The organism is Sinorhizobium sp. M4_45 (assembly GCF_002885915.1).
Classification (GTDB): Bacteria; Pseudomonadota; Alphaproteobacteria; order Rhizobiales; family Rhizobiaceae; genus Sinorhizobium; species Sinorhizobium meliloti_A.
The window spans coordinates 237448-259833 of sequence record NZ_NWVE01000007.1; the positions used below are offsets into that span (position 1 = coordinate 237448).

Here is a 22386-nt window from a genome sequence, read left to right on the forward strand (position 1 = left end):
CGTGTGGCGGCCGTATCAGAACGTGATCACGTGGCGTATCACGCGGCCCTGGTCGAGAAGATCGAATGCTTCGTTGATCTCCTCCAGCGGTCCGGTGCTCGACAGCAGCCGGTCGACCGGCAGCCTGCCGCGTTCGTAGAGCGCAATGAAACGCGGGATATCGCGGGAGGGCACGCAGCTTCCCATGTAACTGCCGCGCACACTACGCTCTTCCGCAACCAGGCTCACCGCGGGGATGGCTATCTGGCTTGAAGGATGGGCGAGCCCTGCGGAAACCGTCAGCCCGCCTCGCCGCGTAATGCGATAGGCGAGCTCGAAGGCTTTTACGGAGCCGGCGGCCTCGACCGCATGGTCGACGCCGCCGCGGGTCGCCTGTCGGACAGTCTCGGCCACATCCGGATCGGCTGCAAGGAACGTGTCCGTCGCGCCCAGCGCGCGGGCAAGCTTCAGCTTGTCCTCGGCGAGATCGATCGCGACGACGCGCTGGGCGCCGGCGGCAACGGCACCCAGAAGGGCTGCCAATCCCACCCCGCCCAGCCCGATGACGGCAACGGATTCGCCCGGCCGAACCCGGCACGTATTGACGACCGCTCCGACGCCGGTCAGCACGGCACAGCCGAACAGCGCCGCCTCTACCATCGGCAGGTCCGTCTCGATCTTGACCGCGGAATGGCGCGAAACCACCGCATAATCGGCAAATCCGGAGACGCCGAGGTGATGGTTCACAGGGACTTCACCGCAATGCAGCCGGCGTTCCCCCGAAAGCAGCGTGCCCTTGCCGTTTGCTTCCGCTCCGGGAACGCATAGCGCCGGCCGGCCTTCCGCGCAGGGGAGGCAATGGCCGCAGCTCGGCATGAAGCTCATCACCATCCGGTCTCCCGGGACGATGTCACCTACGCCGCTTCCGACCGCTTCCACGGTGCCGGCGGCCTCGTGGCCGAGCGCCATCGGCACCGGCCGCGGCCTGTCGCCGTTGATGACCGAGAGGTCGGAGTGGCAGAGTCCGGCGGCGCCGATCCTCACCAGCAACTCGTCCGGTCCCGGCGGATCGAGATCGATCGTTTCGATCGAGAGCGGCCTCGTATGGGCATAAGGCCTTCCGACCGGTGACTTCCTCAGCACCGCCGCACGCGTCTTCAAGCTCGCTCCTCCCGTTCCCGAATCCCAGTTCGACCGGCAGAACTTAGCGCGATCGCTCCTGAGGAGGAAATGCCCCTCATCCGGCTGCCGCAACCTTCTCCCCGTTTACGGGGAGAAGGAACATGCGGGCACTGCCTCGCCCTCTTTCCAGGGCGGCGAAGGGGACTGGAGCTTGCCGCGAGTCACCTTCCCCCGGCGAGGATAGGGTGGCCGGCAGGCCGGATGAGGGGCCGGAAATTGCCTCCTCAGTGCCCCGCGTCTTCCGCGCCTTCGGCCAGCAGCCCAAACACGAAGGACGAGAACGACCGCCAGCACTCGACGCGGAACGTATCCTCGGCGGTTCGGAAAAGAACGATTTCCGCCTTGCCGAAGATCGTGCGCGAGCAGGCACCGACGGGAAAAATCGCCAGCGACAGGTCCTGCGGGCAGCCGCTGTTGATCGCCGCTTCCGCGCCCGCCCCGCTGACGATGACGGCAGTGTTCCGGTGCGAAACGTCGACGGCCGAATGCACGGTCCCGCTCGATGCGGCCGCCGCCATCAGGTCGGCGCCGTCCTCGTCGATCACCAGCCACTCATCGGGACCGAGCCAAAGGACATGACGCCGGCCGGTCGAGGCGGACGTCTTCGGCCGCACGGGAATGGTCACGCCGAGAGCTGCCGAGAGTGCGGGAACCGCGTCGGCGCCGGCGCGCAGCGATATCCGCGAAGCGGGTTCCGCAGGGGTAAGGATCGCCGCCGGCGAGCCGCCACGGCGGCCGGCAAGCGGAGCTTTGCGTGTAGCGATTGCGTGGTCAGCCATGGAGGCGACCTCCTTCCTTGTCAAAGAACACCATGTCGCTCACCTCGACGGCGATCGTCCGGTCGGCCATCGGCACGTAGAGCGTCTGCCCGAGGCGTGCGCGGCCGCCGGCGACGACCGCGAGCGCGATCGAGCGGCCGCAGTTCGGCGACCAGTAGGACGAGGTCACATGACCGAGCATGGTCATCGGCTTGGCTTCGTTCGGATCGGCAACGATCTGCGCCCCTTCCTCCAGCACCACCTGCGGGTCCTTCGTGAGGAGGCCGACGAGCTGCTTGCGGCCTTCCTTGACGAGGTCGGGCCGCTTCATGCCGCGAATGCCGACGAAGTCCTGTTTCTTCTTCGATACCGCCCAGGAAAGGCCGGCATCGTCCGGCGTGAGGGTTCCGTCCGTGTCCTGGCCGACGATGATGTAGCCTTTTTCGGCGCGCAGCACGTGCATGGTCTCGGTGCCGTAGGCGCAGGCGCCCATCGGCTCCGCCCGAGCCCAGATCGCCTCCCACACGGATTGGCCGTAGTCGGCCGGTACGTTGACCTCGAACCCCAGTTCGCCGGTGAACGACATGCGGAAGAGCCTGGTCGGCACACCGCATATGCTGCCTTCGGCAACGCTCATATGGGGGAAGGCTTCGTTCGAAAGGTCGATGCCCTCGACGAGCGGCGCGATGATCTCGCGCGCCTTCGGACCCTGGACCGCGATGACGGCCCATTGCTCGGTCGTCGACGTCAGCCACACCTTCAGATGCGGGAACTCCGTCTGGAGATAGTCCTCCATGTGGTGGAGGACGCGCGGCGCGCCGCCGGTCGTCGTCGTCACATGGAAGCGATCGTCGGCAAGCCGGCCGACGACACCGTCGTCATAGACGAAGCCGTCGTCGCGCAGCATGATCCCGTAGCGGCAGCGGCCGGGCTTCAGGTTGTCCCAGGCGTTGGTGTACATGAGGTTCAGGAACTTGGCGGCATCGGGGCCGACCACTTCGATCTTGCCGAGGGTCGATGCGTCGAAGACGCCGGCCACCTCGCGAACCGTCTTGCACTCGCGCGCGACCGCCTCGTGCATGTTTTCGCCCGCTTTCGGATAGAACCAGGCACGCTTCCAGTTGCCCACATCCTCGAATTCGGCGCCCTGCGCCTCCTCCCAGGCATGGATCGGCGTCTTGCGGGCCGGATCGAAGAGGTTTCCGCGCGAATGGCTGACGATCGCTCCGAAGGTCACCGGCGTATAGGGCTGGCGGAAGGTCGTGAGCCCCACCTGCGGGATTTCCTTGCCGAGCGCTTCCGCCGCGATCGCCAGGCCGTGCATGTTGGAAAGCTTGCCCTGGTCGGACGCCATGCCATTGGTGGTGAAGCGCTTGATGTGCTCGATCGAATGCATCCCTTCACGCACCGCGAGCCGGATATCCTTGGCGCAGACGTCGTGCTGGAAGTCGATGAAGGCCTTGACCGTCGTGTCTCGCCCCGCGCCTTCCGCCGCGCCGATCATGCCGCCTGTCCATTCGAAAGCGTTGCGGCCGGAGAGCGCGACCTGACCGCCGCCTTCCGCACCCGCGGCACGGGCCGCCAGTTCACCGGCGGCGAGTGCCTCGTCGATCGTCGCCTGCAGGTCGTCCGTGCCATTGCAGGCGCCGACGGAGAGGCATTCCTGTGCATAGGTTCCCGGCAGGAACCGCTCCGTCGCCGCATCGAACGTCACCTTGCCCCGCGACTGGGAGAAGAGATGCACCGAGGGGGTCCAACCGGCCGAGACGAGCAGGGCGTCGACCGCGATCTTGCGCGATGCTCCGCCGCCGTTGCGAGCCACACTCATGGATGCAATCCTGAGCTTGCCGGCGGTATTGACGACCGAGTGGCCGCTCAATACCTCGATGCCGAGGCTGCGGGCTTCGGCGAGTACCATGTCGCCCGGCCTGTCGCGGCAGTCGACGATCACGGGGACGTCGACGCCGGCCTTCCTCAGGTCGAAGGCCGCCTCATAGGCGGAATCATGGGCCGTGTAGATGCCCACCTTCTTGCCGACTGCGACGCCGAAATGGTTGAGATAGGTGCGGCCGGCCGAGGCCAGCATGATTCCAGGGCGGTCGTTGTTGGCGAAGACCATGTGGCGCTCGATCGCCCCATTGGCGAGGATCACCTTCTTCGCGCGCACCTGCCATAGACGCTCGCGCGGAAGCCCCTTGTCGGGGGCCGGGAGGTGGTCGGTCACGCGTTCGACGAGGCCGACGAAATTGTGGTTGTAGTAACCGAAGGCCGTCGTGCGGGTCAGCAGCGTGACATTGTCCATCGCCGCAAGCGCCTTGCCCGTCGCCAGTGCCCAGTCATAGCCGGGCTGGCCGTCGATCACGGTGCCGCTGTCGTAATGCAGCGCTCCGCCGACTTCAGGCTGTTCGTCACACAGGATCACCTTCGCACCGGCATTCGCGGCCGCGAGTGCGGCCGCAAGTCCGGCAGCGCCGGCGCCGACCACCAGCACGTCGCAATGGACGTAGCGGCTTGCGTAATGGTCCGGATCGGTCTCCGTGGGCGCCACGCCAAGACCGGCGGCACGGCGGATGAAGGGCTCGTAGATCTTGTGCCAGGCGGCCTTCGGCCACATGAAGGTCTTGTAGTAGAAGCCCGCCGCGAAGAAGGGCGACAACAGATCGTTGAAGCCGCCGACGTCGAAGGCGAGCGACGGCCAACGGTTCTGCGACGACACCTTCATGCCGTCGAAGACTTCCTGCACGGTGGCGCGCACGTTCGGCTGCCGGCGCGCGGCATCGCGCGAAACGTCGAGCAGCGCATTCGGTTCTTCGGCGCCTGCCGAAAGGATGCCGCGCGGGCGGTGATATTTGAACGAGCGGCCGACGAGATGGATGTCGTTGGCGATGAGCGCGGAGGCGATGGTGTCGCCCTCGAGCGCCGTCAGCGTCCGGCCGTCGAAGGTGAAGCGGGCGGTGCGCGCCGGCGTCAGGCGCCCGGCGCCCGAAATTCGATTGACCCCGGTCATTCTGCCACTCCTTCCAGCGCCTCGTAGGTCTCGACCGTTTCGCTCGTCTTCGGCTCAGCGTTGAGATCGGGCTTCGGCTCACCGGCCTTGTAGGTCACGTGGAAGCGGTCGCTCACCGTATCGCGAGCCGCATTGAAGAAGCGACCGCAGCCGTGGATATGCCGCCACCTTTCATAGATCAGCCCTTTCGGATTCTGACGGAGGAAGAAGTACTCCTCGAACTCCTCGTCGCTGATCTCGGCGATGTTGGCCGGTCTGACGATGTGGGCATCGCCGGCATTGCGGAATTCGAGCTCCGAGCGCTCTTCCTCGCAATAGGGGCAGTAAATCAGAAGCATCTGGAATGTCCTCGATCAGAGCGCCGCGCCTTCCTTGGAAGGCGCAAGGCCGCTCTACGTTCTTTTCTCTGAAGCGTAATCCTATCGATCTTGGCTTCGCTCCGTCGGATCATGTTTTAGTGCGCAACGGCGGCCGCGGCCGCCTCGTCGATGAGCCGCCCGGTGCGGAAGCGCTCGAGCGTGAGCCCCGCGGCAAGCCGGTGCGGCTCGCCGCGCGCGATGAGATGGGCAAAGAGATTGGCCGAACCCGGCGTCGCCTTGAAGCCGCCCGTCCCCCAGCCGGCATTGAGGTAGAGCCCGGGCACCGGCGTCACGCCCTGGATCGGCGAACGATCCTGGGTGACGTCGACGATGCCGCCCCATTGCCGCATCATCTTGACGCGGCGGAACATCGGGAAAAGCTCGCAGATCGCATCCAGCGTATGCGTGATGATCTGCAGGCCGCCGGTCTGCGAGTAGGAATTGTACTGGTCGGTGCCGGCGCCGATGACGAACTCGCCCTTGTCCGACTGCGAGATATAGGCATGCACGGAGTTCGACATGACAACGCAGGGGAAGATCGGCTTCAAGGGCTCGGAGACGAGCGCCTGCAGCGGCTGGCTCTGCAGCGGCACGCGCACATCCGCCATCTGCATCAGGACCGACGAGTGGCCCGCAGCGGAGATGCCGACCTTCTTCGCGCCGATGAAGCCGCGGTTGGTATCGACGCCGGTCACGCGGCCGGTTTCGTCGCGGCGGATGCCGGTCACTTCGCAATTCTGGATGATGTGGACGCCGCGATCCGAGGCCGCGCGCGCATAGCCCCAGGCGACCGCATCGTGGCGCGCAGTGCCGCCGCGGCGCTGCAGTGCCGCGCCGTTGATCGGGTAGCGGGCAGTCTTCGCTATGTCGAGCGGCGGGCAGTAGGCCTTGGCCTGCTCCGGCGTCAGCCACTCGTTGTCGATGCCGTAGAGCCGGTTGGCATTGATGTGACGCTTGAAGGACTGCTGGTCATGGATGTTGTGCGACAGCATCATCACGCCGCGCGGCGAATACATGACGTTGTAGTTCAGGTCCTGCGACAGGTTTTCCCAGAGCTTCAGCGAATGCTCGTAGATGTCCATACTCTCTTCATAGAGATAGTTGGACCGGATGATCGTCGTGTTGCGGCCGGTGTTACCGCCGCCGATCCAGCCCTTCTCCAGCACGGCGACGTTGGTGATGCCGTGCTCTTTGGCGAGATAATAGGCGGCGCCGAGGCCGTGGCCGCCGCCGCCGATGATGATTGCGTCATATTGCTTGCGCGGCTCCGGCGAAGCCCAGTGCGGGCCCCACCCTTTGTGGCCGCGCAGCGCCTCGCGCGCCACGGCAAAAACAGAATATTTGCGCATCAGCCTGCTACTCCATGAACCCGGTAACGTTCGTTGGCGTTAGAAATCGCAAATCCGAGGACCACGCAACGTTTCTTTTGCGACGCGATCAGGCGGACTTGCGCGGTCTTGCGACATCGACGGCCCGCCGCCGCAGAGGTATTGGCGCTTTTTCCCCGCGCGGTTTCTCTCGCCGCTGGACTTTCGGCACGCGATCTGTTATCCGCTCTTTCAATCGTAGGGTTCTCGCCCAGCGAACGCAAATTTATTGCCTCCCCAAACCTGATGGTGAGGCTTGCCAACTCGAAGCAAAGGAACGGGATTCACGTGCAGGTACTTGTCCGCGATAACAATGTCGATCAGGCGCTCCGCGCTCTTAAGAAAAAGATGCAGCGCGAAGGCATTTTCCGCGAAATGAAGATGCGTGACTTCTACGAAAAGCCGTCCCAGAAGCGTGCGCGCGAAAAGGCAGAAGCCGTCCGCCGCGTTCGCAAGCTGGCCCGCAAGCGGGCGCAGCGCGAAGGCCTCGTGGCCCGCTGATCGTCTTTTTTTCGACGCTTTCCAATGCAAGTGGCGGAGGCGAGGGATCGCCGCCGCCATTTTGGTATGGACACCCAGTCCGTCGACAGTCTAGCGTGACAGCTGGCGACGGTCAGCCGCCGCACTTGCGTGCTCTGTAAACGGAAAGCCGATGGCTTTCGGGCCTTGTCGCATTGAGGGATCGACTTTGACACTTGCTGCCATGACTGCGGACGTCTCCGGCCTCATCACCGAGGAGGCGAACCGCCGCCACCAGCGCAAGCCGAAGCTTGCCGCCTTTCTCGTGCTCGGCTCGGCCCTGCTGATCGCAGGATGCCAGACCGACAAGCCCGAATCGATGTTCCGCGTCGAACGGGCACAGGGCTCGGAAGAAAACATCGCCTCGCTCTCGAGCGTCATCGCGTCCAATCCGAGCGACCCCGAGGGCTACAATGTGCGCGGCTCGGCCTACGGGCGCGCCGGCGAATTCCGCCGCGCGGTCGCCGATTTCGACCAGGCGATCCAGCTCAACCCACGCTTCTATCAGGCCTATGCCAACAGGGCGCTGGTTCAGCGCAACCTGGGCAACCAGCAGGCCGCTCTTGCCGATTACAATGCGGCGCTGCAGATCAATCCGAATTACGATGTCGCCTATATCGGCCGCGGCAATCTCTACCGTCAGGCGAACCAGCTCGACGCCGCTTTCAACGACTTCAACAAGGCGATCGAACTCGATACGGCGGACCCCCGCGCCTACCACAATCGTGGCCTGATCTATCAGGCGCGCAACCAGCACGCGCAGGCTATCGAAGATTTCTCCAAGGCAATCTCGCTCTCGCCGAGCTCACCCGAACCCTATAACGGCCGCGGCATCTCCTATGTGGCGCAGGGCGACGACGACAATGCCTTCTCCGACTTCAACACGGCCATCAACCTGAATGGCAAGCTGGCGGAGTCCTGGGCAAACCAGGCGCTGATCTACGAGCGACGCGGTGACAAGGCCAAGGCAGCGAAGTCCTATTCGCATGCCTTGTCGCTCGATCCCAAATACGAGCCGGCGCGTGCCGGCCTTGCCCGCGCCAAGGCGATGTCCTGACGTCGCCCATTCTCCGTTAGACATCAGACGCCCGCGCCTGTCGCTGGCGTCGTCGTTTCATCAAAGCCGAACAGGGTCGCGGAACCATCCTGAATTCAATCCGTTTGACCATGGCCTAGAAGCACTTCCAGGAAAAGTGTGTAACGGTTTTCCGTCCGGAAGTGCGTTGGACCAAAGGGTTAGAGCACTTCCAGGAAAAGTGCGTAGCGGTTTTCCGTCCGGAAGCGCCTGGTTTCAGCGGGTTTAGAGCGTTTCGCTGTTGGATGAACAGTGAAACGGTCCAGCACGGAGATCCGAGCCATGATTCGACAGACCCTCACTACGGCAATCGCCTTTGCGGCGCTCACCGGAGCTGCCAGCGCCCAGAATTACGTCACGCTCGGGCGTCTCACATGCGGTTCGGAAGGCGGCACCGGGCTGATCGTCACCTCGACCAAGGACCTGATGTGCACCTTCTCGCCGGCGGATGGCTCGCCTGGAGGAGTCTACGCGGGCAAGATCACCAAGATCGGCCTGGACATCGGCTCAACCGGCAAAACCGTCATGATCTGGGACGTGCTGGCGAAAACCGGCACTCCGCTGAACGAATATGCACTGGCTGGCGAATATGTCGGCGTCGGCGCCGATGCGAGCTTCGCAGTCGGTGGCGGAGCGAAGGTCATTGCCGGCGGCACGAACAAGGCTTTCATGCTGCAACCGGTCAATGTCCAGGTGCAAGAGGGCCTGAATGTCGCCCTTGGCGTGGATCATCTGGTCCTGGCGCCGGCCGGTTGATCGCGGGGCGAGCGGTGAGGCCGACTCCTCTCCCATCCCGCTGTCCGAGCCACATTGCGTGATCCGCACGGCCCACCTTGCGCGGCGCCGCAAGTCGCTGCACTGTGATGGTGATGATCGTTGCCGGACGCGGTAACGCCGGCACGACGGGATGCAGGATGAAGGAACAGCTGATCCGCGACATCGTTGTGTGGATGTCGGACGAGGGAATTCGAGGCCTGAAGGAGCAGGACCTTCTTGCCGGCTTCTGTGAACGGTGCCACGCCGCTGGCCTGCCCATAGATCGTGCGCTCGGCATCATCGATACGCTGCACCCGGAGTTCGAGGGGCGCGCCTTCCAGTGGAACAGCGAAAGCGGCGAGGTTCCCGAGGTCGTGCAATACGGGTCGACCAGCGGCGGCGAGGCCCAGACCAACTGGCAGCGTTCCGTCTTCTTCCATATGCTCAAGAACAATGAAACCGAGCGCCGCACCCGCCTTGCCGGAGAGAAGCATATTCCCTTCACCATGCTCGACACGCTCAGGGCAGAGGGCCACACCGACTGCATCAGCATGATTCATCACTTCACCGACCGCGGCCGCATAGGGCAGATGGATTGCCTGTACTCCTATTGGACCACAAAGAAGCAGGCCGGCTTCCGTGAAGAGGACATCGCAGCACTGAGAGTGTTGCTGCCCACCCTCGCGCTCGCGGTGAAGGCAGCCTCGTGCATGCGCATCATCGGGACGCTTGCGGATGTCTATCTCGGCCCCGACGCCGGCCGCCGCGTCGTCGAGGGCAGCATCGAACGGGGCTCGGCCGAGCGGATCGAAGCAGTCATGTGGTTCTCCGATCTGAGGAACTACACGCGCATAGCCGACAGCGTCGCGCCGGAGGATGTCATCCCCTTTCTGAACGACTATTCCGGCATGGTGATCACCGCCGTCCACGATCATGGCGGCAGCGTATTGAAGCTTATCGGCGACGGAGTGCTTGCCATCTTCAACGGCCGCAAACCGGCCGAGGCCTGCGGCGCCGCCATCGCGGCGGAGCGTCAGCTGCGGGTCATGCTGGCGGAATTGAACGCAAGGCGGCTCGACGAGGGGAAGCCGACTACCGACGTCTATCTGGGCCTGCACATCGGCGAGGTCTTTTACGGCAATATCGGCAGCCAGAACCGACTGGATTTCACCGTCGTCGGACCGGCCGTCAACGAGGTGAGCCGTATCTCCGCCATGTGCCGCTCCGTCGAGCGGCACGTGATCATGTCTTCGGAATTCATCGCCGCCTGTCCGCCCGAGCATCGGACAAATGCCGTTTCGCTCGGGCGCTTCGCATTGCGCGGCATCGCCAGGGCGAAGGAGCTCTTCACCTGGGATCCGGAGATCGCCTCCAGTTAAATGGAGCCGATACCCTCAGTGATTGATCGCCTTGACGATCTCCTCGGTCATCTTCTTGGCGTCGCCGAGCAGCATCATCGTGCCGTCCTTGTAGAACAGCGTGTTGTCGATGCCGGCATAGCCGGAGCCGAGCGAACGTTTGACGAAGAGGCAGGTCTTGGCCTTGTCGACGTCCAGGATCGGCATGCCGTAGATCGGCGAGGACTTGTCGTCGCGGGCCGCCGGATTGGTGACGTCGTTGGCGCCGATGACATAGGCGACGTCGGCCTGGGCAAACTCCGAATTGATGTCCTCCAGTTCGAACACCTCGTCATAGGGGACATTCGCTTCGGCGAGCAGCACGTTCATATGGCCCGGCATGCGGCCGGCGACCGGGTGGATCGCGTATTTCACCTCGACGCCGTTCTCCTTGAGCTTGTCGGCAAGCTCCCGGAGCGCGTGCTGTGCCTGGGCGACTGCCATGCCGTAGCCCGGCACGATGATCACCTTCGAGGCGTTCTGCATCAGGAAGGCGGCGTCGTCGGCCGAGCCCTGTTTCACCGTCCTCTGGACCCCGTCGTCGCCCCCGGCAGCCGCCGTCTCGCCGCCGAAGCCGCCCAGGATCACCGAGATGAAGGACCGGTTCATGCCCTTGCACATGATGTAGGAGAGGATCGCGCCCGACGAGCCGACGAGCGCCCCGGTTATGATGAGCGCCAGGTTGCCGAGGGTAAAGCCGATGCCGGCCGCGGCCCAGCCGGAATAGGAGTTCAGCATCGACACGACGACCGGCATGTCCGCGCCGCCGATCGGAACGATGATCAGGACGCCGAGCGCCAGCGACAGGGCGACGATCGCCCAGAAATCGAAATGGCTTTCGCTGAGCGCCAACCCGACGATGAAGAAGACGACGAGTGCGGCAATCGCGAGATTGATCGCGTGGCGGTAGGGCAGAAGGATAGGCTTGCCGGACATGCGGCCGTCGAGCTTCAGGAAGGCGATGATCGAGCCCGTGAACGTGACGGCGCCGATCGCCACGCCGAGCGCCATTTCGACCAGCGCCTGGGCGTGGATCGAGCCGACCTCACCGATACCGAAGGAGGACGGGGCATAGAGTGCGGCGGCCGCCACCAGAACGGCAGCGAGACCGACGAGCGAGTGAAAGCCGGCCACGAGCTGCGGCATCGCCGTCATCGGGATGCGCTTTGCGATATAGGCGCCGGCACCGCCGCCGGCGGCCAGACCTAGGACGATCAGGAGAAACCCGCCGATCGACGGCTGTGCCAGGAACAGCGTCGTGACGATCGCGATGCCCATGCCGACCATGCCGTAGGTATTGCCCTTGCGGCTGGTGGTCGGATGCGACAGGCCGCGTAGCGCCATGATGAAGAGCACGCCCGAGACGAGATAGAGGAAGGCAGCGAAATTAGCGTTCATCGGCCCGCCTCACTTTTCTTTTTTCTTGTACATGGCGAGCATGCGCTGGGTGACCAGGAAGCCGCCGAAGATGTTCACCGAAGCAAGCACCAGTGCGACGAAGCCGAAGCCGGTGGCAAACCCCGATGCGGAAATCCCGACCGCGAGCAAGGCGCCGACGACGATTACCGACGAGATCGCATTGGTCACCGCCATCAGGGGCGTATGCAGCGCCGGCGTCACCGACCAGACGACGTAATAGCCTACGAAGATCGCCAGCACGAAGATCGCGAGGCGGAAGACGAAGGGATCGATCGCGCCGCCGGTCGCGCCATGCGCCACCGCTCCGGCCGCATCGGGCACGTATTCGGCGGCGGTCTTCACCGCCTCGACCGCCCGTTCCAGATCGGTCAGTGCCTTGTCCAGAAGTTCGTTCGCCATCTTACTTCTCCCCCCTCATGGCGCCGCCGAAGGCCGGGTGCACGACTGCCCCTCCATGGGTCAGCGCCGTGGCCTTGACGAGCTCGTCCTCCATGTTCAATGCCAGCGCCTTCGTCTCCTTCGAGACCATCGTCTCCAGGAAGGTGACTAGGTTCTTGGCATAGAGCAACGAGGCGGAAGCGGCGATGCGGCCCGCCACGTTCAGATGGCCGACGATCCTGATGCCCCCGACCTCCGTCACCTTGCCGGCTTCGGCGCCCTCGACGTTGCCGCCGCGCTCGACTGCAAGGTCGACGACGACCGATCCGGGCTTCATGGAATCGAGCATTTCGCGGCTAACGAGCCGCGGCGCCGGGCGGCCGGGGATCAGCGCCGTGGTGATGACGATGTCCTGCTTGGCAATGTGCTCGGCGACGAGCGCCGCCTGCTTGGCCCGATACTCCTCAGACATTTCCTTGGCATAGCCGCCGGCGGTCTCGGCCGCCTTGAACTCCTCATCCTCGACGGCGATGAACTTGGCCCCGAGGGAGGCAACCTGCTCCTTGGCGGCGGGGCGAACGTCCGTCGCCGAGACGACCGCGCCCAGGCGGCGGGCGGTAGCGATCGCCTGCAGGCCGGCAACGCCTGCGCCCATGACGAAGACCTTGGCGGCCGGCACGGTGCCGGCCGCGGTCATCATCATCGGCAGCGCGCGGTCATATTCGTAGGCGGCGTCGATCACCGCCTGATAACCGGCAAGGTTTGCCTGGCTGGAAAGCACGTCCATGGATTGGGCGCGGGTGATACGCGGCATCAGCTCCATGGCGAAGGTCGTGAGGCCCGCGCCGGCCATGGCCGATATCGCTTCCTCGTTACCGTAGGGATCCATGATGGCGATGACGACAGCGCCCGACCGGTAGCCGGAAATCTCCTGCGCGGTCGGCCGACGGACCTTGAGGACCACGTCGGCGGTTTTCGCATCCGCGGCCGTACCGATCCGCGCACCGGCCTTCTCGTATTCCTGATCGGGTATGCGTGAACTGAGGCCCGCACCCGCTTCGACAACCACGTCGAAGCCAAGCGCCTTCAGTTTTTTCACGCTCTCGACGGAGCCGGCAACGCGTCCCTCGTTCGGATCCGATTCCTTGGCGATAAAGACGATCTCGCTCACAAATCCCCCTCCCCGGTCCGCCCCGGCAGGCCGGGTTGCGGACGTTGTCCTCCAGACGACAGCATTGCACGCCGCCTCTTCACTCACACGGTCCCCGAATCGAGCCGATTTCGGAAGAGAACCATGCGGCACCTCGATGCGCTACAGCGACCTTAGTGCACCCTCCGGGGCGTCGTCGTAGCGACAGAAACTCCTCCTGCGGGGGCGGAAACATCCGCCGCCGAGACGATACTCCCACGTGGTGCGGGAAAAACGCGATGGGCCCGCGACAAAGATGGGGACCCCTCCCCATCTTCGGCGGGACGGATCAGCGACGCCGATCAGCGAAGAAAGAAGTAACCGGCGACGTTGATGAGAATGAAAAGAACAAGCGAGCTGAAGAAGCCCATCGTCGTAAAGAAAGCAGCAGCCATCGCAATCAGCAGCGCGACGCAAAACAGAGTGCCGTATTTCGTGGCGCTGATGAAGAAATCATATGTCTTCTCATGCTCGGAATAGTCCATCGGAGCGCCCGTTTCGACCGGTCCCGAATGATGCTCTGCCATCGTCCAATTCTCCAAAATTCTGCGGCGCCGCCGATGGCGGCCCTGTCTTATCCACCCATCACCGCTTGCCCGCGAGGCGCAATCGGTTCCTTTAGCTCCGCATACACAATGCGCCGGCCATTCGCAACGAAAACCGCCCCGCAAGCCTGCGGCATAATCGAATGAGCACTTTCGGGAAAAGTGCATGGCGGTCCGTCGGAAGTGCGCAGGCTCGTCTGTCCATTGCCCAAGCCGTTCCGCCGGAGACGAGGGAGTACCGCGCTTCTCCCGTTGACTTTTTAAAGGTTCTGGCGGCATGGCTTTTGCGGATAATAACCGGAGTCTGACGATGTCGAAACCTGTCGTTGCCATCCCCTGCGATTTCCGCGAATTCGACGGCAATGTCTGGCATGTTGCCGCCCACCAATATGTCCGCGCGGCGGTCGAGGGCGCCGGGCTGATGGTGTTTCTCGTTCCCGCTCTGCAGGCCGGGAACGATGTGGACGAGATTCTCGACCGCGTCGACGGGGTGCTCGCCAGCGGCGCTCGCTCCAACGTCCACCCTTCGCTCTATGGCAGGGAGGCGACCGAAGCGGACGGGCCTTTCGACCCGGGCCGCGATGCGACCAGCCTGCCGCTGATCCGCCGCGCAATCGATCGCGGCGTCCCGCTGTTCGCGATCTGCCGCGGCATACAGGAGCTCAATGTCGCGCTTGGCGGCACGCTTGCGAGCGAGATCCAGGAGCAGCCCGGCATCTGGGACCATCGCAAGCCGGAGGTTCCGGATCTCGATGTCGCCTATGGCATTCGCCAGGATGTGGTCGTGAAGGAAGGAAGCTGCCTTGCCCCGGTCCTCGGCACGGGCCGGGTAAGGGTCAATTCGCTGCACCGCCAGGCGATCGGCGCCGCCGCTCCGCGCCTCGCAGTCGAAGCCGTGGCCGACGACGGGACCATCGAGGCGGTCTCGGTCGTCGGCGCCAAGGCCTTTGCCGTCGGCGTGCAGTGGCATCCCGAATACTGGGTGCGGACCGACGCCCCGTCAGCCGCCCTGTTCAAGGCCTTCGGAGATGCCGCGCGCGCCTATCGTGAGAGCAAGGCCGGTTAGTTAGACCACTCTGCGCCGGAACGGCGTCTCGACCACCGGCGTCAAAGCTTCGCCGGTCGAGAACCATGCCTTCAGATTGTCGACCACGAGATCGGACATCGCGTTGCGCGTGACGACCGACGCCGACGCCACATGCGGCAGCAGAGAGACATTCGGAAACGAAAGCAGCGCTTCGGGAACATGCGGCTCGTTTTCGAAGACGTCGAGGCCGGCTCCGGCAATGGTGCCGTTCCGAAGCGCGGCGATGAGCGCCGCCTCGTCCACGGTCGATCCGCGGCCGACATTGATCAGTACGCCCTTCGGGCCGAGCGCCGAAAGGACATCCGCATCGACAGCCCTCAGCGTGCTCGCCGTCCCGGGTACGATGACGATGAGCGTGTCGACGGCCTCGGCCATACCCGAAAGGGTCGGATGATAGGTGAAAGCGAGCCCTTCGCGCGGCGTTCGCGTGTGGTAGGCGATCGAGACGCCGAAGGCTTCGAGCCGCCGTGCGATCGCGAGGCCGATCCGGCCGAGGCCGAACAGCCCGACCGTACGGCCGCGGAGCGAAAGCGGCGACAGCGGGAAGGCGCCCTCGCGCGCCCAGCGGCCCTGGCGCAGCCATTGCTCGGCCTGCGGCAGGAGGCGCAGCGTGTTGAGGAGGAGGCCGATGGCCGTGTCGGCGACTTCCTCCGTCAGGACATCAGGCGTATTGGTGACGACAATCCCTCGGGCTGCTGCGCGCGAGACATCGACGCCGTCGTAGCCGACGCCGAAATTCGCAACGATCTCGAGGCTGGGGAATGCATCCATCAGCGGCACCGGCAGCTTGCCCGAAACGGCGATACCGGAAACGTCGTGCATGTCGGCTGTCACCAGAGCCGCATCGGCGCGCTCGATGCACACGGTCTCGAACATTTCCGGCAATCGTTCGAGGACCCTCGGGTTTATCTTGCCGGGCACGAGAATTCTGGGACGACTCATCGGGTTTCCTTTCCGGACATAGCGGGAATGCGGACGAACACTCACGCATCCTGTTCAGACTCGGAGGAATCGATCAAGCCGTTACCCGCAGCGGGCCGGTCGACTGGCGGATGCGCATTTCCGGCTTGATCAGATGGATGCCGTCCGGTTCATGGCTGCCGGAAAGCTTGTCGAGGAGCGCGCGCGCAGCGCTGCGGCCCACCTCCGCCTGGCCGTTCCAGACGGTCGTCAGCGCGGGCGTCGCGATCGACGCTTCCTCGAGGTCGTCGTAGCCGGTGACCGAGATGTCGACGCCCGGCACGAGGCCGGCGCGGGCAATGCCGTTCATCATCCCGATGGCGACCAGATCGTTCCAGCAGACGACCGCGGTCGGCTTCTGCGGCAGTGAGAGGAGATGCACGGCGGCCTCGAAACCGCCCTGCTTGGAGCGCGGCCCCGGGATGCGCAAGTCCGGATCGACCTCGATATTCGCCTTGCGAAGCGCGTTGACGTAGCCCTGATAGCGGTCGCGGCCGGTGGAGGTCTGGTCGGTTCCCCCGACCATCGCGACGCAGCGATGGCCGAGCCCGATGAGGTGATTGGTCGCAAGCGAAATGCCATAGGCGTCGTCACCGCGGAAGATCGGGACGTCGAGCCCCTCGATCGAGCGGGCGATCAGGATCGCCGGCATGCCGTTGTCCTCGGCAAGCTGAATGTCCTGCGGCGGCGTGCCGATGGCCGGCGACATGATGACGCCGTCGCCGCCGAGCTGCAGCAGCGTCTCGATGAAATCCCGCTGCTTTTCGACGGAATCGTAGTGGTTGGACAGAATGAAGGTCTGCTTGTCGCGATCGAGCTCAGCCTCGATCGCCTTGAGGATCTCACCGTAGAACGGGTTCATGATGTCGTGCACGACGACACCGATGATGCCCGAGCGCGACGTCCTGAGACTTGCGGCACGGCGGTTGTAGATATAGCCGAGTGCGCGCGCCTGCTCCTTGATCTTGTCGCGGGTGACCGCCGCCACCAGCGGGCTGTCGCGCAATGCCAGGGATACCGTCGCCGTCGAAAGGCCGAGTGTTTCCGCGATTGTCGAAAGCTTGACCTTTTGCGCCACCATATCCCCCGTTGCAGTCGCTGCCGTCAGCCAGTTTAAATTCCTTTAAACTGTTTGAAATATCGCTGCAATCGGGAAGTTCAAGCCGCCCTGTTCTCACACCGCGGCTCAATCCGCAGCTCTGGCGGCCTGCAGATTGCTGTCGACCGCGCGCAGGAGCTTCATGAGAGTGCGCACCTGCTTGTCGGTCAAACCGCGTGTTGCGAGCTTCTCGGAATGCTGGCCCGCTTCCGCGATGATCTGCAGGCGATCACGGCCGAGCTCTGTCAGATAGACCTTGGTCAGCCGGGCATCGTCCCTGTCCGGCCGGCGTTCGAGGAAGCCTTGCGCTTCCATGCGGCCGATCGTGCGCGTCATCGTCGGTGCCTTGACCCCGAGCTTGCCCGCCAGCGCCCCGGCCGTGAGCCCGTCGGTTTCGGCAAGGGCTAGCATGACGCCGTCCTGCCCGGCATAAAGGCCGCTCGCGACGAGGTTGCGAGAGAGCACGGTGCGCATCGAGCGGGCCGCCTGGACGAGAACCGAAGCCAGATCGTGATCGTTCGCCTCGGCGACGATCTCGTCCTTCTTCTTGCCGTTCTTGCCCTTCCTTTCGGCTTTGCTCTTCTTGCCCATTGGACCTCCCGCCGAATCCCCTACACAACACTTATAGCAATAAGGCTTGAGTTTACGAACTGTATGACTCAAATAACGATTTTACGACAAACCACGCCGAGGTCCGAGTAGAAATGTCGCTGCCGAAGCCACGATGGACCGACAATTCCACCGCACTCGAACCTGTCGAGCGGCGGGACTGGATCGCGGTGCTCCCGCTCGGCGCACATGAACAGCACGGGCCGCATCTCCCTTTCGAAACAGACCGGCTGATTGCGGCGGGCATCGTCGAGCGCGTTATCGCCGCACTCCCCCAAGCCCTGCCCGTGACCTTCCTGCCTGTCGAACCGGTCGGCTATTCGATCGAACACATGGACGTGCTCGGCACCCGAACGCTCGCCTATGACGAGGCGGTCGAACGTTGGCTCGGCATCGCCGAGGACCTCGCCGGACTCGGCATCCGCAAATTCGTGATGCTGAACGCGCATGGCGGCAATTCGCCCCTGATGACCATCGTAGCGACGGAGGCGCGGATACGCTTCCGGATGCTTGCCGTGGCGACGAGCTGGACACGCTTCGGACAGCCGGATGGCTGGATCGGCGCCGAGGACAAGGCCGTCGACATCCATGGCGGCGATATCGAGACCTCGGTCATGCTGGCGCTCCATCCGGACAAGGTGGACATGGCGAAGACCCGCGACTTCCCCTCGCGGCAGAGCGAGTTCGCGCGTTCCTTCAAGCATTTGCGCGCCTACGGCCCGCACGCCTTCGGCTGGAGGATGTCGGATCTGAGCCCGGACGGCGTCGCCGGCAATGCCGCCGCCGCCACCGCCGAGCGCGGCGAAGCGCTGCTTGCGCATGCTGCGAAAGGCATCATCGAACTGCTCGAGGATGTGAACGCCTTCGATGCCGGCGAGCTCGACTGATTTTTTCTCCCGCGTCGATCGCGACACAGGTCTGTATTTGCGCATCGCCACCTCATCTCTTATATGAGAACCCAACCATCGATGCCCGCGGCGCATCGCCAACCCTCGAGGTTCCCATGACCGAAACATCCGCGCAGAAGCCGATCCCCGTCACCGTGCTCACGGGCTATCTCGGCTCCGGCAAGACGACGCTTCTGAACCGCATCCTCAGCGAGAATCATGGCCGAAAATATGCGGTCATCGTCAACGAATTCGGCGAGATCGGCATCGATAACGACCTGATCGTCGAGTCCGACGAGGAAATCTACGAGATGAACAACGGCTGCGTCTGCTGCACCGTTCGAGGCGACCTGATCCGGGTCGTCGAAGGACTGATGCGCCGTCCCGGACGCTTCGACGCGATCATCGTCGAGACCACCGGCCTTGCCGACCCGGTGCCGGTCGCGCAGACCTTCTTCATGGATGACGACGTTCGCGCCAAGACGGAACTGGACGCGGTCGTGGCGCTCGTCGACGCCAAGCACCTGCCGCTGCGTCTGAAGGACAGCCGCGAGGCCGAGGACCAGATCGCCTTCGCCGACGTGGTGCTCCTCAACAAGACCGACCTCGTGACGCCGGAGGAACTCGAGCGCGTCGAGGCGACCGTGCGCGTCATCAATCCGTCCGCCCGCATCTATCGCACGCAGCGCTCCGAGATCGACCTCGGAAAGGTGCTCGACCAGGGTGCCTTCAATCTCGACAGGGCGCTCGAAAACGATCCCCACTTCCTCGATCAGGACGATCACGACCACGTCTGCGGTCCCGATTGCGACCACGATCACCACCATCATGATCACCACCATCATGATCATGATCATGACCATGAGCATGATCATGACCACCACCATCACCATCACGACGGCCCCTCGCCGATCCATGACGTGACGGTGCAGTCGATTTCGCTGCGCGGGGGCGAAATGAATCCGGATCGCTTCTTCCCCTGGATCCAGAAGATCACCCAGACCGACGGTCCGAACATCCTGCGCCTCAAGGGCATCATCGCCTTTGCCGGCGACGCCGAGCGCTATGTCGTCCAGGGCGTTCACATGATCATCGAAGGCGATCACCAGCGCCCGTGGAAAGACGGCGAGAAGCGCGAAAGCAGGCTCGTCTTCATCGGCCGCGATCTCGACCGCGAGAAGATCGAGCGCACCTTCAAGGCGTGCGAAGTCCCGGCATGATCCCGGATAAGTCCATGATGAGAAAAGAAAGTCCGTCAAACTGATGCCGACCGTCGCTCCGCTCGATCTCGAAGGTCACGTCGTCGGCGTGGCTTTCCTCAAGGATGTTCCCTTCTTCGCCGGGGCCGCCGGCACGATCCACCGGCTCGATCACGGCCACAAGACGACCGAAGCACATGACGGGCTGCTGTCCCTCGTTGTCGACGAGGCGAACGACACGCTGCTGACCGGCGGCGAAGACGGCAAGGTAATGCGCATTTCGGCAGACGGCACGGCGAGCCTCGTTGCCGACACGGGTCGCAAATGGATCTCGCAAGTTGCGGCCGGACCGCAGGGTGCGGTCGCTTACGCCTACGGCAAGACGACGCATGTCCGCCTTTCCGACGGTACCACCAGGGACTTTCCCGAGCAGCGGACCGTCGAAGGCATCGCCTTCGCACCCAAGGGCCTGAGGATCGCCTCCGCGCGCTACAACGGCGTCTCGCTGCACTGGGTGGCCATGGCAGGCCAGCCGGTCGATCTCGAATGGAAGGGCGCCCACACCGCCGTCACCTTCTCTCCCGACGGACGCTTCGTCGTCACGGCAATGCAGGAAAATGCGCTGCATGGCTGGAAGCTCGACGCGAAGCCCGGCGCCGAAGCGCGCCACATGCGCATGACCGGCTATCCGGCGAAGGTGAAGTCGCTTTCCTGGTCAGCGAAGGGCAAGTGGCTCGCATCGTCCGGGGCGCCGGCGGCGATCGTCTGGCCATTTCAGGGCAAGGACGGGCCGATGGGCAAGGCGCCGCTCGAGCTCGGCACCCGCGCCAACATCATGGTGACGACGGTCGCCTGCCACCCGGCGGACGATATCGTCGCCATCGGCTATGAGGACGGCATGATCCTTGCCGCCCGCTTCGCGGACAGCAAGGAAGTCCTGTTGCGTCGCCCGGGCAATGGCGCGATCACCGCCATGGCCTGGAACAAGAGCGGCCGCCAACTCGCTTTTGGATCGGCGGCGGGCGATTGCGGTGTGGTGGATATCGCCGGCTAGCAGGGGCGGATGCATGCCCCCGCTGCGGCGAAAGACGGGGGCAGGCGGATGAGGGCCAGCTCCGCTGGTTCTCACCATTCCAGTTCCAGATGCGGCCGCCCGTCCGATGTCGTCTCGACCGTCCGCCCGCTCTCATCGATGGTGGCGGTGACCCGCTGGCGGAAGGCGGAGAAGCTCTCGAACGTGACGACGTCGATAGGCTCGTCGAACTTGAACGTCAGGCGATAACGTCCCGGCTTCGCGCCGATCGCCTGGGCCGAGAGGACTTCCGCTTCGAAAGGCTGGCCGAGATAACGGCCTTTGACCCGCGCCCCGAGCATCCATGGATTGAAAGCAGGTCGGTTGCCGACGGCCGCGTGCAGCGTGTTCCAATCGCGATAGCCATACTGGGCGGCGATCAGCTCGAGCGACTTGGAGTGGGTGACTTCGTCACCCTCCGACACAAGCCGGGATCTCAGGCGTCTGGCCTGGTCCTTCAGCGCATCGAGCGAGGGAAGGCTTCGTAATTCATGCGTCATGACAGGGTCTCCTGTTACGGCATGCATTTCCGGGACGGGTGTCCGCATTGCCATCGGTAGCATGCCGCGCGGCGTGACCGTGTCGAAAAGAGAGACTTCACCGAAGCTTGACGCTCGCGGACGGCAGGGGCCCTCGCCCGGCGCCTGAAATAGGGGAAACGACGCAGGCTGTCAAACGCGCGGGGCCGCCGGCGATGCCACTTGCACGCAAGCGACCGCCATGGGACGACATGGCGTCGCCAAGAGGGGATGAGGAAAGTGATCCAGGGAGCACGTCATGAGCGAAGTCACAATTCTCGCATTCGCGCTTGTCGCCTTCATCGGCATTGCAACGCCTGGACCGACCGTGCTTCTCGCCCTCACCAATGGTTCGCGTTATGGCGTGAAACGGGCAACGGCAGGAATGATCGGCGCGATGCTCTCGGATTTCGTGCTGATCGGCGCGGTCGCACTCGGGCTCGGCGCACTGCTCGCAGCGTCGGAATTCTGGTTCTCCGTGATCAAATGGCTGGGCGCCGCCTATCTCGCCTATCTCGGCGTCATGCTGATGCGATCGCGCGGGACGCTGGAACTACCGTCGCAAGCGTCGCAGGCCATGGATGCCGGGGCGACGCGCTCCATCTTCACCAAGAGCCTCCTCGTCGCCGTCACCAATCCCAAGGGCTATCTGTTCTTTTCGGCCTTTCTGCCGCAATTCATCGATCCCGTCCTGCCACAGGCGCCGCAATACGCCATGCTGGCCATCGTCTTCGCGTCGATCGATTTCATGGTGATGTTCGGTTATGCCCTGCTCGGGTCGCAGGCGATACGCTTCATGAGGCGCTCCGGCGCGATCTGGCTCGACCGCATCTGCGGCGGCGCACTGCTGGCGCTCGCCGGATCTCTGGCGCTCTATCGCCGCGCTGCGAATTAGAAGGCTTCGGCACAGCGTGTGGCATGGTCATTCGAAGGGAATGGCCGTGCTTTAGAGCATTTCAACATGTCATAGAAACACTGAAATGCTTCAACCGTTTGATCCAACGCACTTCCGCGAGGGAAAACCG

General features: G+C 64.0%; 22 protein-coding genes. 9 read left to right on the forward strand and 13 right to left on the reverse strand.

What is annotated here, in order from left to right:
- Positions 1–15: 15 nt before the first annotated feature.
- The 5 genes from CN933_RS20210 to CN933_RS20230 form a co-directional block, all read right to left on the reverse strand.
- Positions 16–1140 carry a zinc-dependent alcohol dehydrogenase family protein gene (locus tag CN933_RS20210; protein ID WP_018096727.1) on the reverse strand — a complete coding sequence of 375 codons (1125 nt, stop codon included), beginning with the start codon at positions 1138–1140 and terminating at the stop codon, positions 16–18.
- 245 nt (positions 1141–1385) lie between these two features.
- Entirely contained in the window at positions 1386–1940 is a 555-nt protein-coding gene (locus CN933_RS20215; RefSeq protein ID WP_018096726.1) for a sarcosine oxidase subunit gamma, read from the reverse strand.
- Entirely contained in the window at positions 1933–4926 is a 2994-nt protein-coding gene (locus CN933_RS20220; protein WP_102762216.1) for a sarcosine oxidase subunit alpha, read from the reverse strand. The genes CN933_RS20215 and CN933_RS20220 overlap by 8 nt, the downstream gene beginning before the upstream one ends.
- Positions 4923–5264 (reverse strand): sarcosine oxidase subunit delta, encoded by a 342-nt coding sequence (locus CN933_RS20225; protein ID WP_003533888.1) that lies wholly within the window; start codon positions 5262–5264, stop codon positions 4923–4925. Before CN933_RS20225 ends, CN933_RS20220 begins: the two co-directional genes overlap by 4 nt.
- Before the next feature lie 116 nt (positions 5265–5380).
- Positions 5381–6634 (reverse strand): sarcosine oxidase subunit beta family protein, encoded by a 1254-nt coding sequence (locus CN933_RS20230; protein WP_018096724.1) that lies wholly within the window; start codon positions 6632–6634, stop codon positions 5381–5383.
- A 306-nt stretch (positions 6635–6940) separates the two neighbouring features.
- Between CN933_RS20230 and rpsU the strand changes: the two genes are divergently transcribed.
- From rpsU to CN933_RS20255, 4 genes are all read left to right on the forward strand, one after another.
- On the forward strand, positions 6941–7153 hold the full coding sequence (gene rpsU / locus CN933_RS20240; RefSeq protein WP_025424858.1) for a 30S ribosomal protein S21: 213 nt from the start codon (positions 6941–6943) through the stop codon (positions 7151–7153).
- A 151-nt stretch (positions 7154–7304) separates the two neighbouring features.
- Positions 7305–8228: a tetratricopeptide repeat protein gene (locus CN933_RS20245; protein ID WP_013844854.1), complete on the forward strand. Its 924-nt coding sequence runs from the start codon at positions 7305–7307 to the stop codon at positions 8226–8228.
- Positions 8229–8528: 300 nt separating this feature from the next.
- On the forward strand, positions 8529–9002 hold the full coding sequence (locus tag CN933_RS20250) for a DUF992 domain-containing protein (protein ID WP_018096723.1): 474 nt from the start codon (positions 8529–8531) through the stop codon (positions 9000–9002).
- A gap of 107 nt (positions 9003–9109) precedes the next feature.
- Positions 9110–10381, forward strand: a complete 1272-nt coding sequence (locus CN933_RS20255) for an adenylate/guanylate cyclase domain-containing protein (RefSeq protein WP_018096722.1) — start codon at positions 9110–9112, stop codon at positions 10379–10381.
- 15 nt (positions 10382–10396) lie between these two features.
- Here CN933_RS20255 and CN933_RS20260 read toward each other — a convergent pair whose 3' ends face one another.
- The 4 genes from CN933_RS20260 to CN933_RS20275 form a co-directional block, all read right to left on the reverse strand.
- Positions 10397–11797, reverse strand: a complete 1401-nt coding sequence (locus tag CN933_RS20260; RefSeq protein ID WP_018096721.1) for an NAD(P)(+) transhydrogenase (Re/Si-specific) subunit beta — start codon at positions 11795–11797, stop codon at positions 10397–10399.
- Between the two features lie 9 nt (positions 11798–11806).
- Positions 11807–12217 (reverse strand): NAD(P) transhydrogenase subunit alpha part 2, encoded by a 411-nt coding sequence (locus tag CN933_RS20265; protein WP_018096720.1) that lies wholly within the window; start codon positions 12215–12217, stop codon positions 11807–11809.
- Position 12218: 1 nt separating this feature from the next.
- Complete coding sequence (locus tag CN933_RS20270; RefSeq protein WP_018096719.1) at positions 12219–13367, reverse strand: Re/Si-specific NAD(P)(+) transhydrogenase subunit alpha; 1149 nt, start codon at positions 13365–13367, stop codon at positions 12219–12221.
- A gap of 320 nt (positions 13368–13687) precedes the next feature.
- Positions 13688–13912, reverse strand: coding sequence for an aa3-type cytochrome c oxidase subunit IV (locus tag CN933_RS20275; RefSeq protein ID WP_003528928.1), 225 nt, complete (start codon positions 13910–13912; stop codon positions 13688–13690).
- Positions 13913–14240: 328 nt separating this feature from the next.
- On the opposite strand from CN933_RS20275, the gene CN933_RS20280 reads away from it, so the two are divergent.
- Positions 14241–14996 (forward strand): gamma-glutamyl-gamma-aminobutyrate hydrolase family protein, encoded by a 756-nt coding sequence (locus CN933_RS20280; RefSeq protein WP_018096718.1) that lies wholly within the window; start codon positions 14241–14243, stop codon positions 14994–14996.
- On the opposite strand, the gene CN933_RS20285 is transcribed toward CN933_RS20280, so the two are convergent.
- From CN933_RS20285 to CN933_RS20295, 3 genes are all read right to left on the reverse strand, one after another.
- Positions 14997–15959, reverse strand: a complete 963-nt coding sequence (locus CN933_RS20285; RefSeq protein WP_018096717.1) for a 2-hydroxyacid dehydrogenase — start codon at positions 15957–15959, stop codon at positions 14997–14999.
- A gap of 73 nt (positions 15960–16032) precedes the next feature.
- A complete protein-coding gene (locus CN933_RS20290) occupies positions 16033–17055 on the reverse strand; it encodes a LacI family DNA-binding transcriptional regulator (RefSeq protein ID WP_026168787.1) in 1023 nt (340 codons plus the stop codon).
- A 108-nt stretch (positions 17056–17163) separates the two neighbouring features.
- On the reverse strand, positions 17164–17667 hold the full coding sequence (locus CN933_RS20295; protein WP_003528917.1) for a MarR family winged helix-turn-helix transcriptional regulator: 504 nt from the start codon (positions 17665–17667) through the stop codon (positions 17164–17166).
- Positions 17668–17780: 113 nt separating this feature from the next.
- On the opposite strand from CN933_RS20295, the gene CN933_RS20300 reads away from it, so the two are divergent.
- The 3 genes from CN933_RS20300 to CN933_RS20310 all read left to right on the forward strand — a co-directional run bounded on the left by CN933_RS20300 (position 17781) and on the right by CN933_RS20310 (position 20825).
- Complete coding sequence (locus tag CN933_RS20300) at positions 17781–18572, forward strand: creatininase family protein (protein WP_102762217.1); 792 nt, start codon at positions 17781–17783, stop codon at positions 18570–18572.
- A 116-nt stretch (positions 18573–18688) separates the two neighbouring features.
- Positions 18689–19792 carry a CobW family GTP-binding protein gene (locus CN933_RS20305; protein WP_018096714.1) on the forward strand — a complete coding sequence of 368 codons (1104 nt, stop codon included), beginning with the start codon at positions 18689–18691 and terminating at the stop codon, positions 19790–19792.
- Positions 19793–19835: 43 nt separating this feature from the next.
- Complete coding sequence (locus CN933_RS20310) at positions 19836–20825, forward strand: WD40 repeat domain-containing protein (RefSeq protein ID WP_018096713.1); 990 nt, start codon at positions 19836–19838, stop codon at positions 20823–20825.
- Between the two features lie 71 nt (positions 20826–20896).
- Here CN933_RS20310 and CN933_RS20315 read toward each other — a convergent pair whose 3' ends face one another.
- Entirely contained in the window at positions 20897–21343 is a 447-nt protein-coding gene (locus CN933_RS20315) for a glyoxalase superfamily protein (protein ID WP_018096712.1), read from the reverse strand.
- A 277-nt stretch (positions 21344–21620) separates the two neighbouring features.
- Here CN933_RS20315 and CN933_RS20320 point away from each other — a divergent pair, with 277 nt between their 5' ends.
- Entirely contained in the window at positions 21621–22256 is a 636-nt protein-coding gene (locus tag CN933_RS20320) for a LysE family translocator (protein WP_018096711.1), read from the forward strand.
- Positions 22257–22386 lie beyond the last annotated feature (130 nt).

Bases quoted from the DNA above. Each gene is read 5' to 3' on its own strand.
- CN933_RS20285 (WP_018096717.1), bottom strand. From the start codon at position 15,959: ATGAGTCGTCCCAGAATTCTCGTGCCCGGCAAGATAAACCCGAGGGTC.
- CN933_RS20220 (WP_102762216.1), bottom strand. From the start codon at position 4,926: ATGACCGGGGTCAATCGAATTTCGGGCGCCGGGCGCCTGACGCCGGCG.
- CN933_RS20310 (WP_018096713.1), top strand. From the start codon at position 19,836: ATGCCGACCGTCGCTCCGCTCGATCTCGAAGGTCACGTCGTCGGCGTG.
- CN933_RS20260 (WP_018096721.1), bottom strand. From the start codon at position 11,797: ATGAACGCTAATTTCGCTGCCTTCCTCTATCTCGTCTCGGGCGTGCTC.
- CN933_RS20255 (WP_018096722.1), top strand. From the start codon at position 9,110: ATGGTGATGATCGTTGCCGGACGCGGTAACGCCGGCACGACGGGATGC.
- CN933_RS20265 (WP_018096720.1), bottom strand. From the start codon at position 12,217: ATGGCGAACGAACTTCTGGACAAGGCACTGACCGATCTGGAACGGGCG.
- CN933_RS20250 (WP_018096723.1), top strand. From the start codon at position 8,529: ATGATTCGACAGACCCTCACTACGGCAATCGCCTTTGCGGCGCTCACC.
- CN933_RS20275 (WP_003528928.1), bottom strand. From the start codon at position 13,912: ATGGCAGAGCATCATTCGGGACCGGTCGAAACGGGCGCTCCGATGGAC.
- CN933_RS20305 (WP_018096714.1), top strand. From the start codon at position 18,689: ATGACCGAAACATCCGCGCAGAAGCCGATCCCCGTCACCGTGCTCACG.
- CN933_RS20245 (WP_013844854.1), top strand. From the start codon at position 7,305: ATGGCTTTCGGGCCTTGTCGCATTGAGGGATCGACTTTGACACTTGCT.
- CN933_RS20315 (WP_018096712.1), bottom strand. From the start codon at position 21,343: ATGACGCATGAATTACGAAGCCTTCCCTCGCTCGATGCGCTGAAGGAC.
- CN933_RS20225 (WP_003533888.1), bottom strand. From the start codon at position 5,264: ATGCTTCTGATTTACTGCCCCTATTGCGAGGAAGAGCGCTCGGAGCTC.
- CN933_RS20295 (WP_003528917.1), bottom strand. From the start codon at position 17,667: ATGGGCAAGAAGAGCAAAGCCGAAAGGAAGGGCAAGAACGGCAAGAAG.
- CN933_RS20215 (WP_018096726.1), bottom strand. From the start codon at position 1,940: ATGGCTGACCACGCAATCGCTACACGCAAAGCTCCGCTTGCCGGCCGC.
- CN933_RS20280 (WP_018096718.1), top strand. From the start codon at position 14,241: ATGTCGAAACCTGTCGTTGCCATCCCCTGCGATTTCCGCGAATTCGAC.
- CN933_RS20230 (WP_018096724.1), bottom strand. From the start codon at position 6,634: ATGCGCAAATATTCTGTTTTTGCCGTGGCGCGCGAGGCGCTGCGCGGC.
- CN933_RS20320 (WP_018096711.1), top strand. From the start codon at position 21,621: ATGAGCGAAGTCACAATTCTCGCATTCGCGCTTGTCGCCTTCATCGGC.
- CN933_RS20300 (WP_102762217.1), top strand. From the start codon at position 17,781: ATGTCGCTGCCGAAGCCACGATGGACCGACAATTCCACCGCACTCGAA.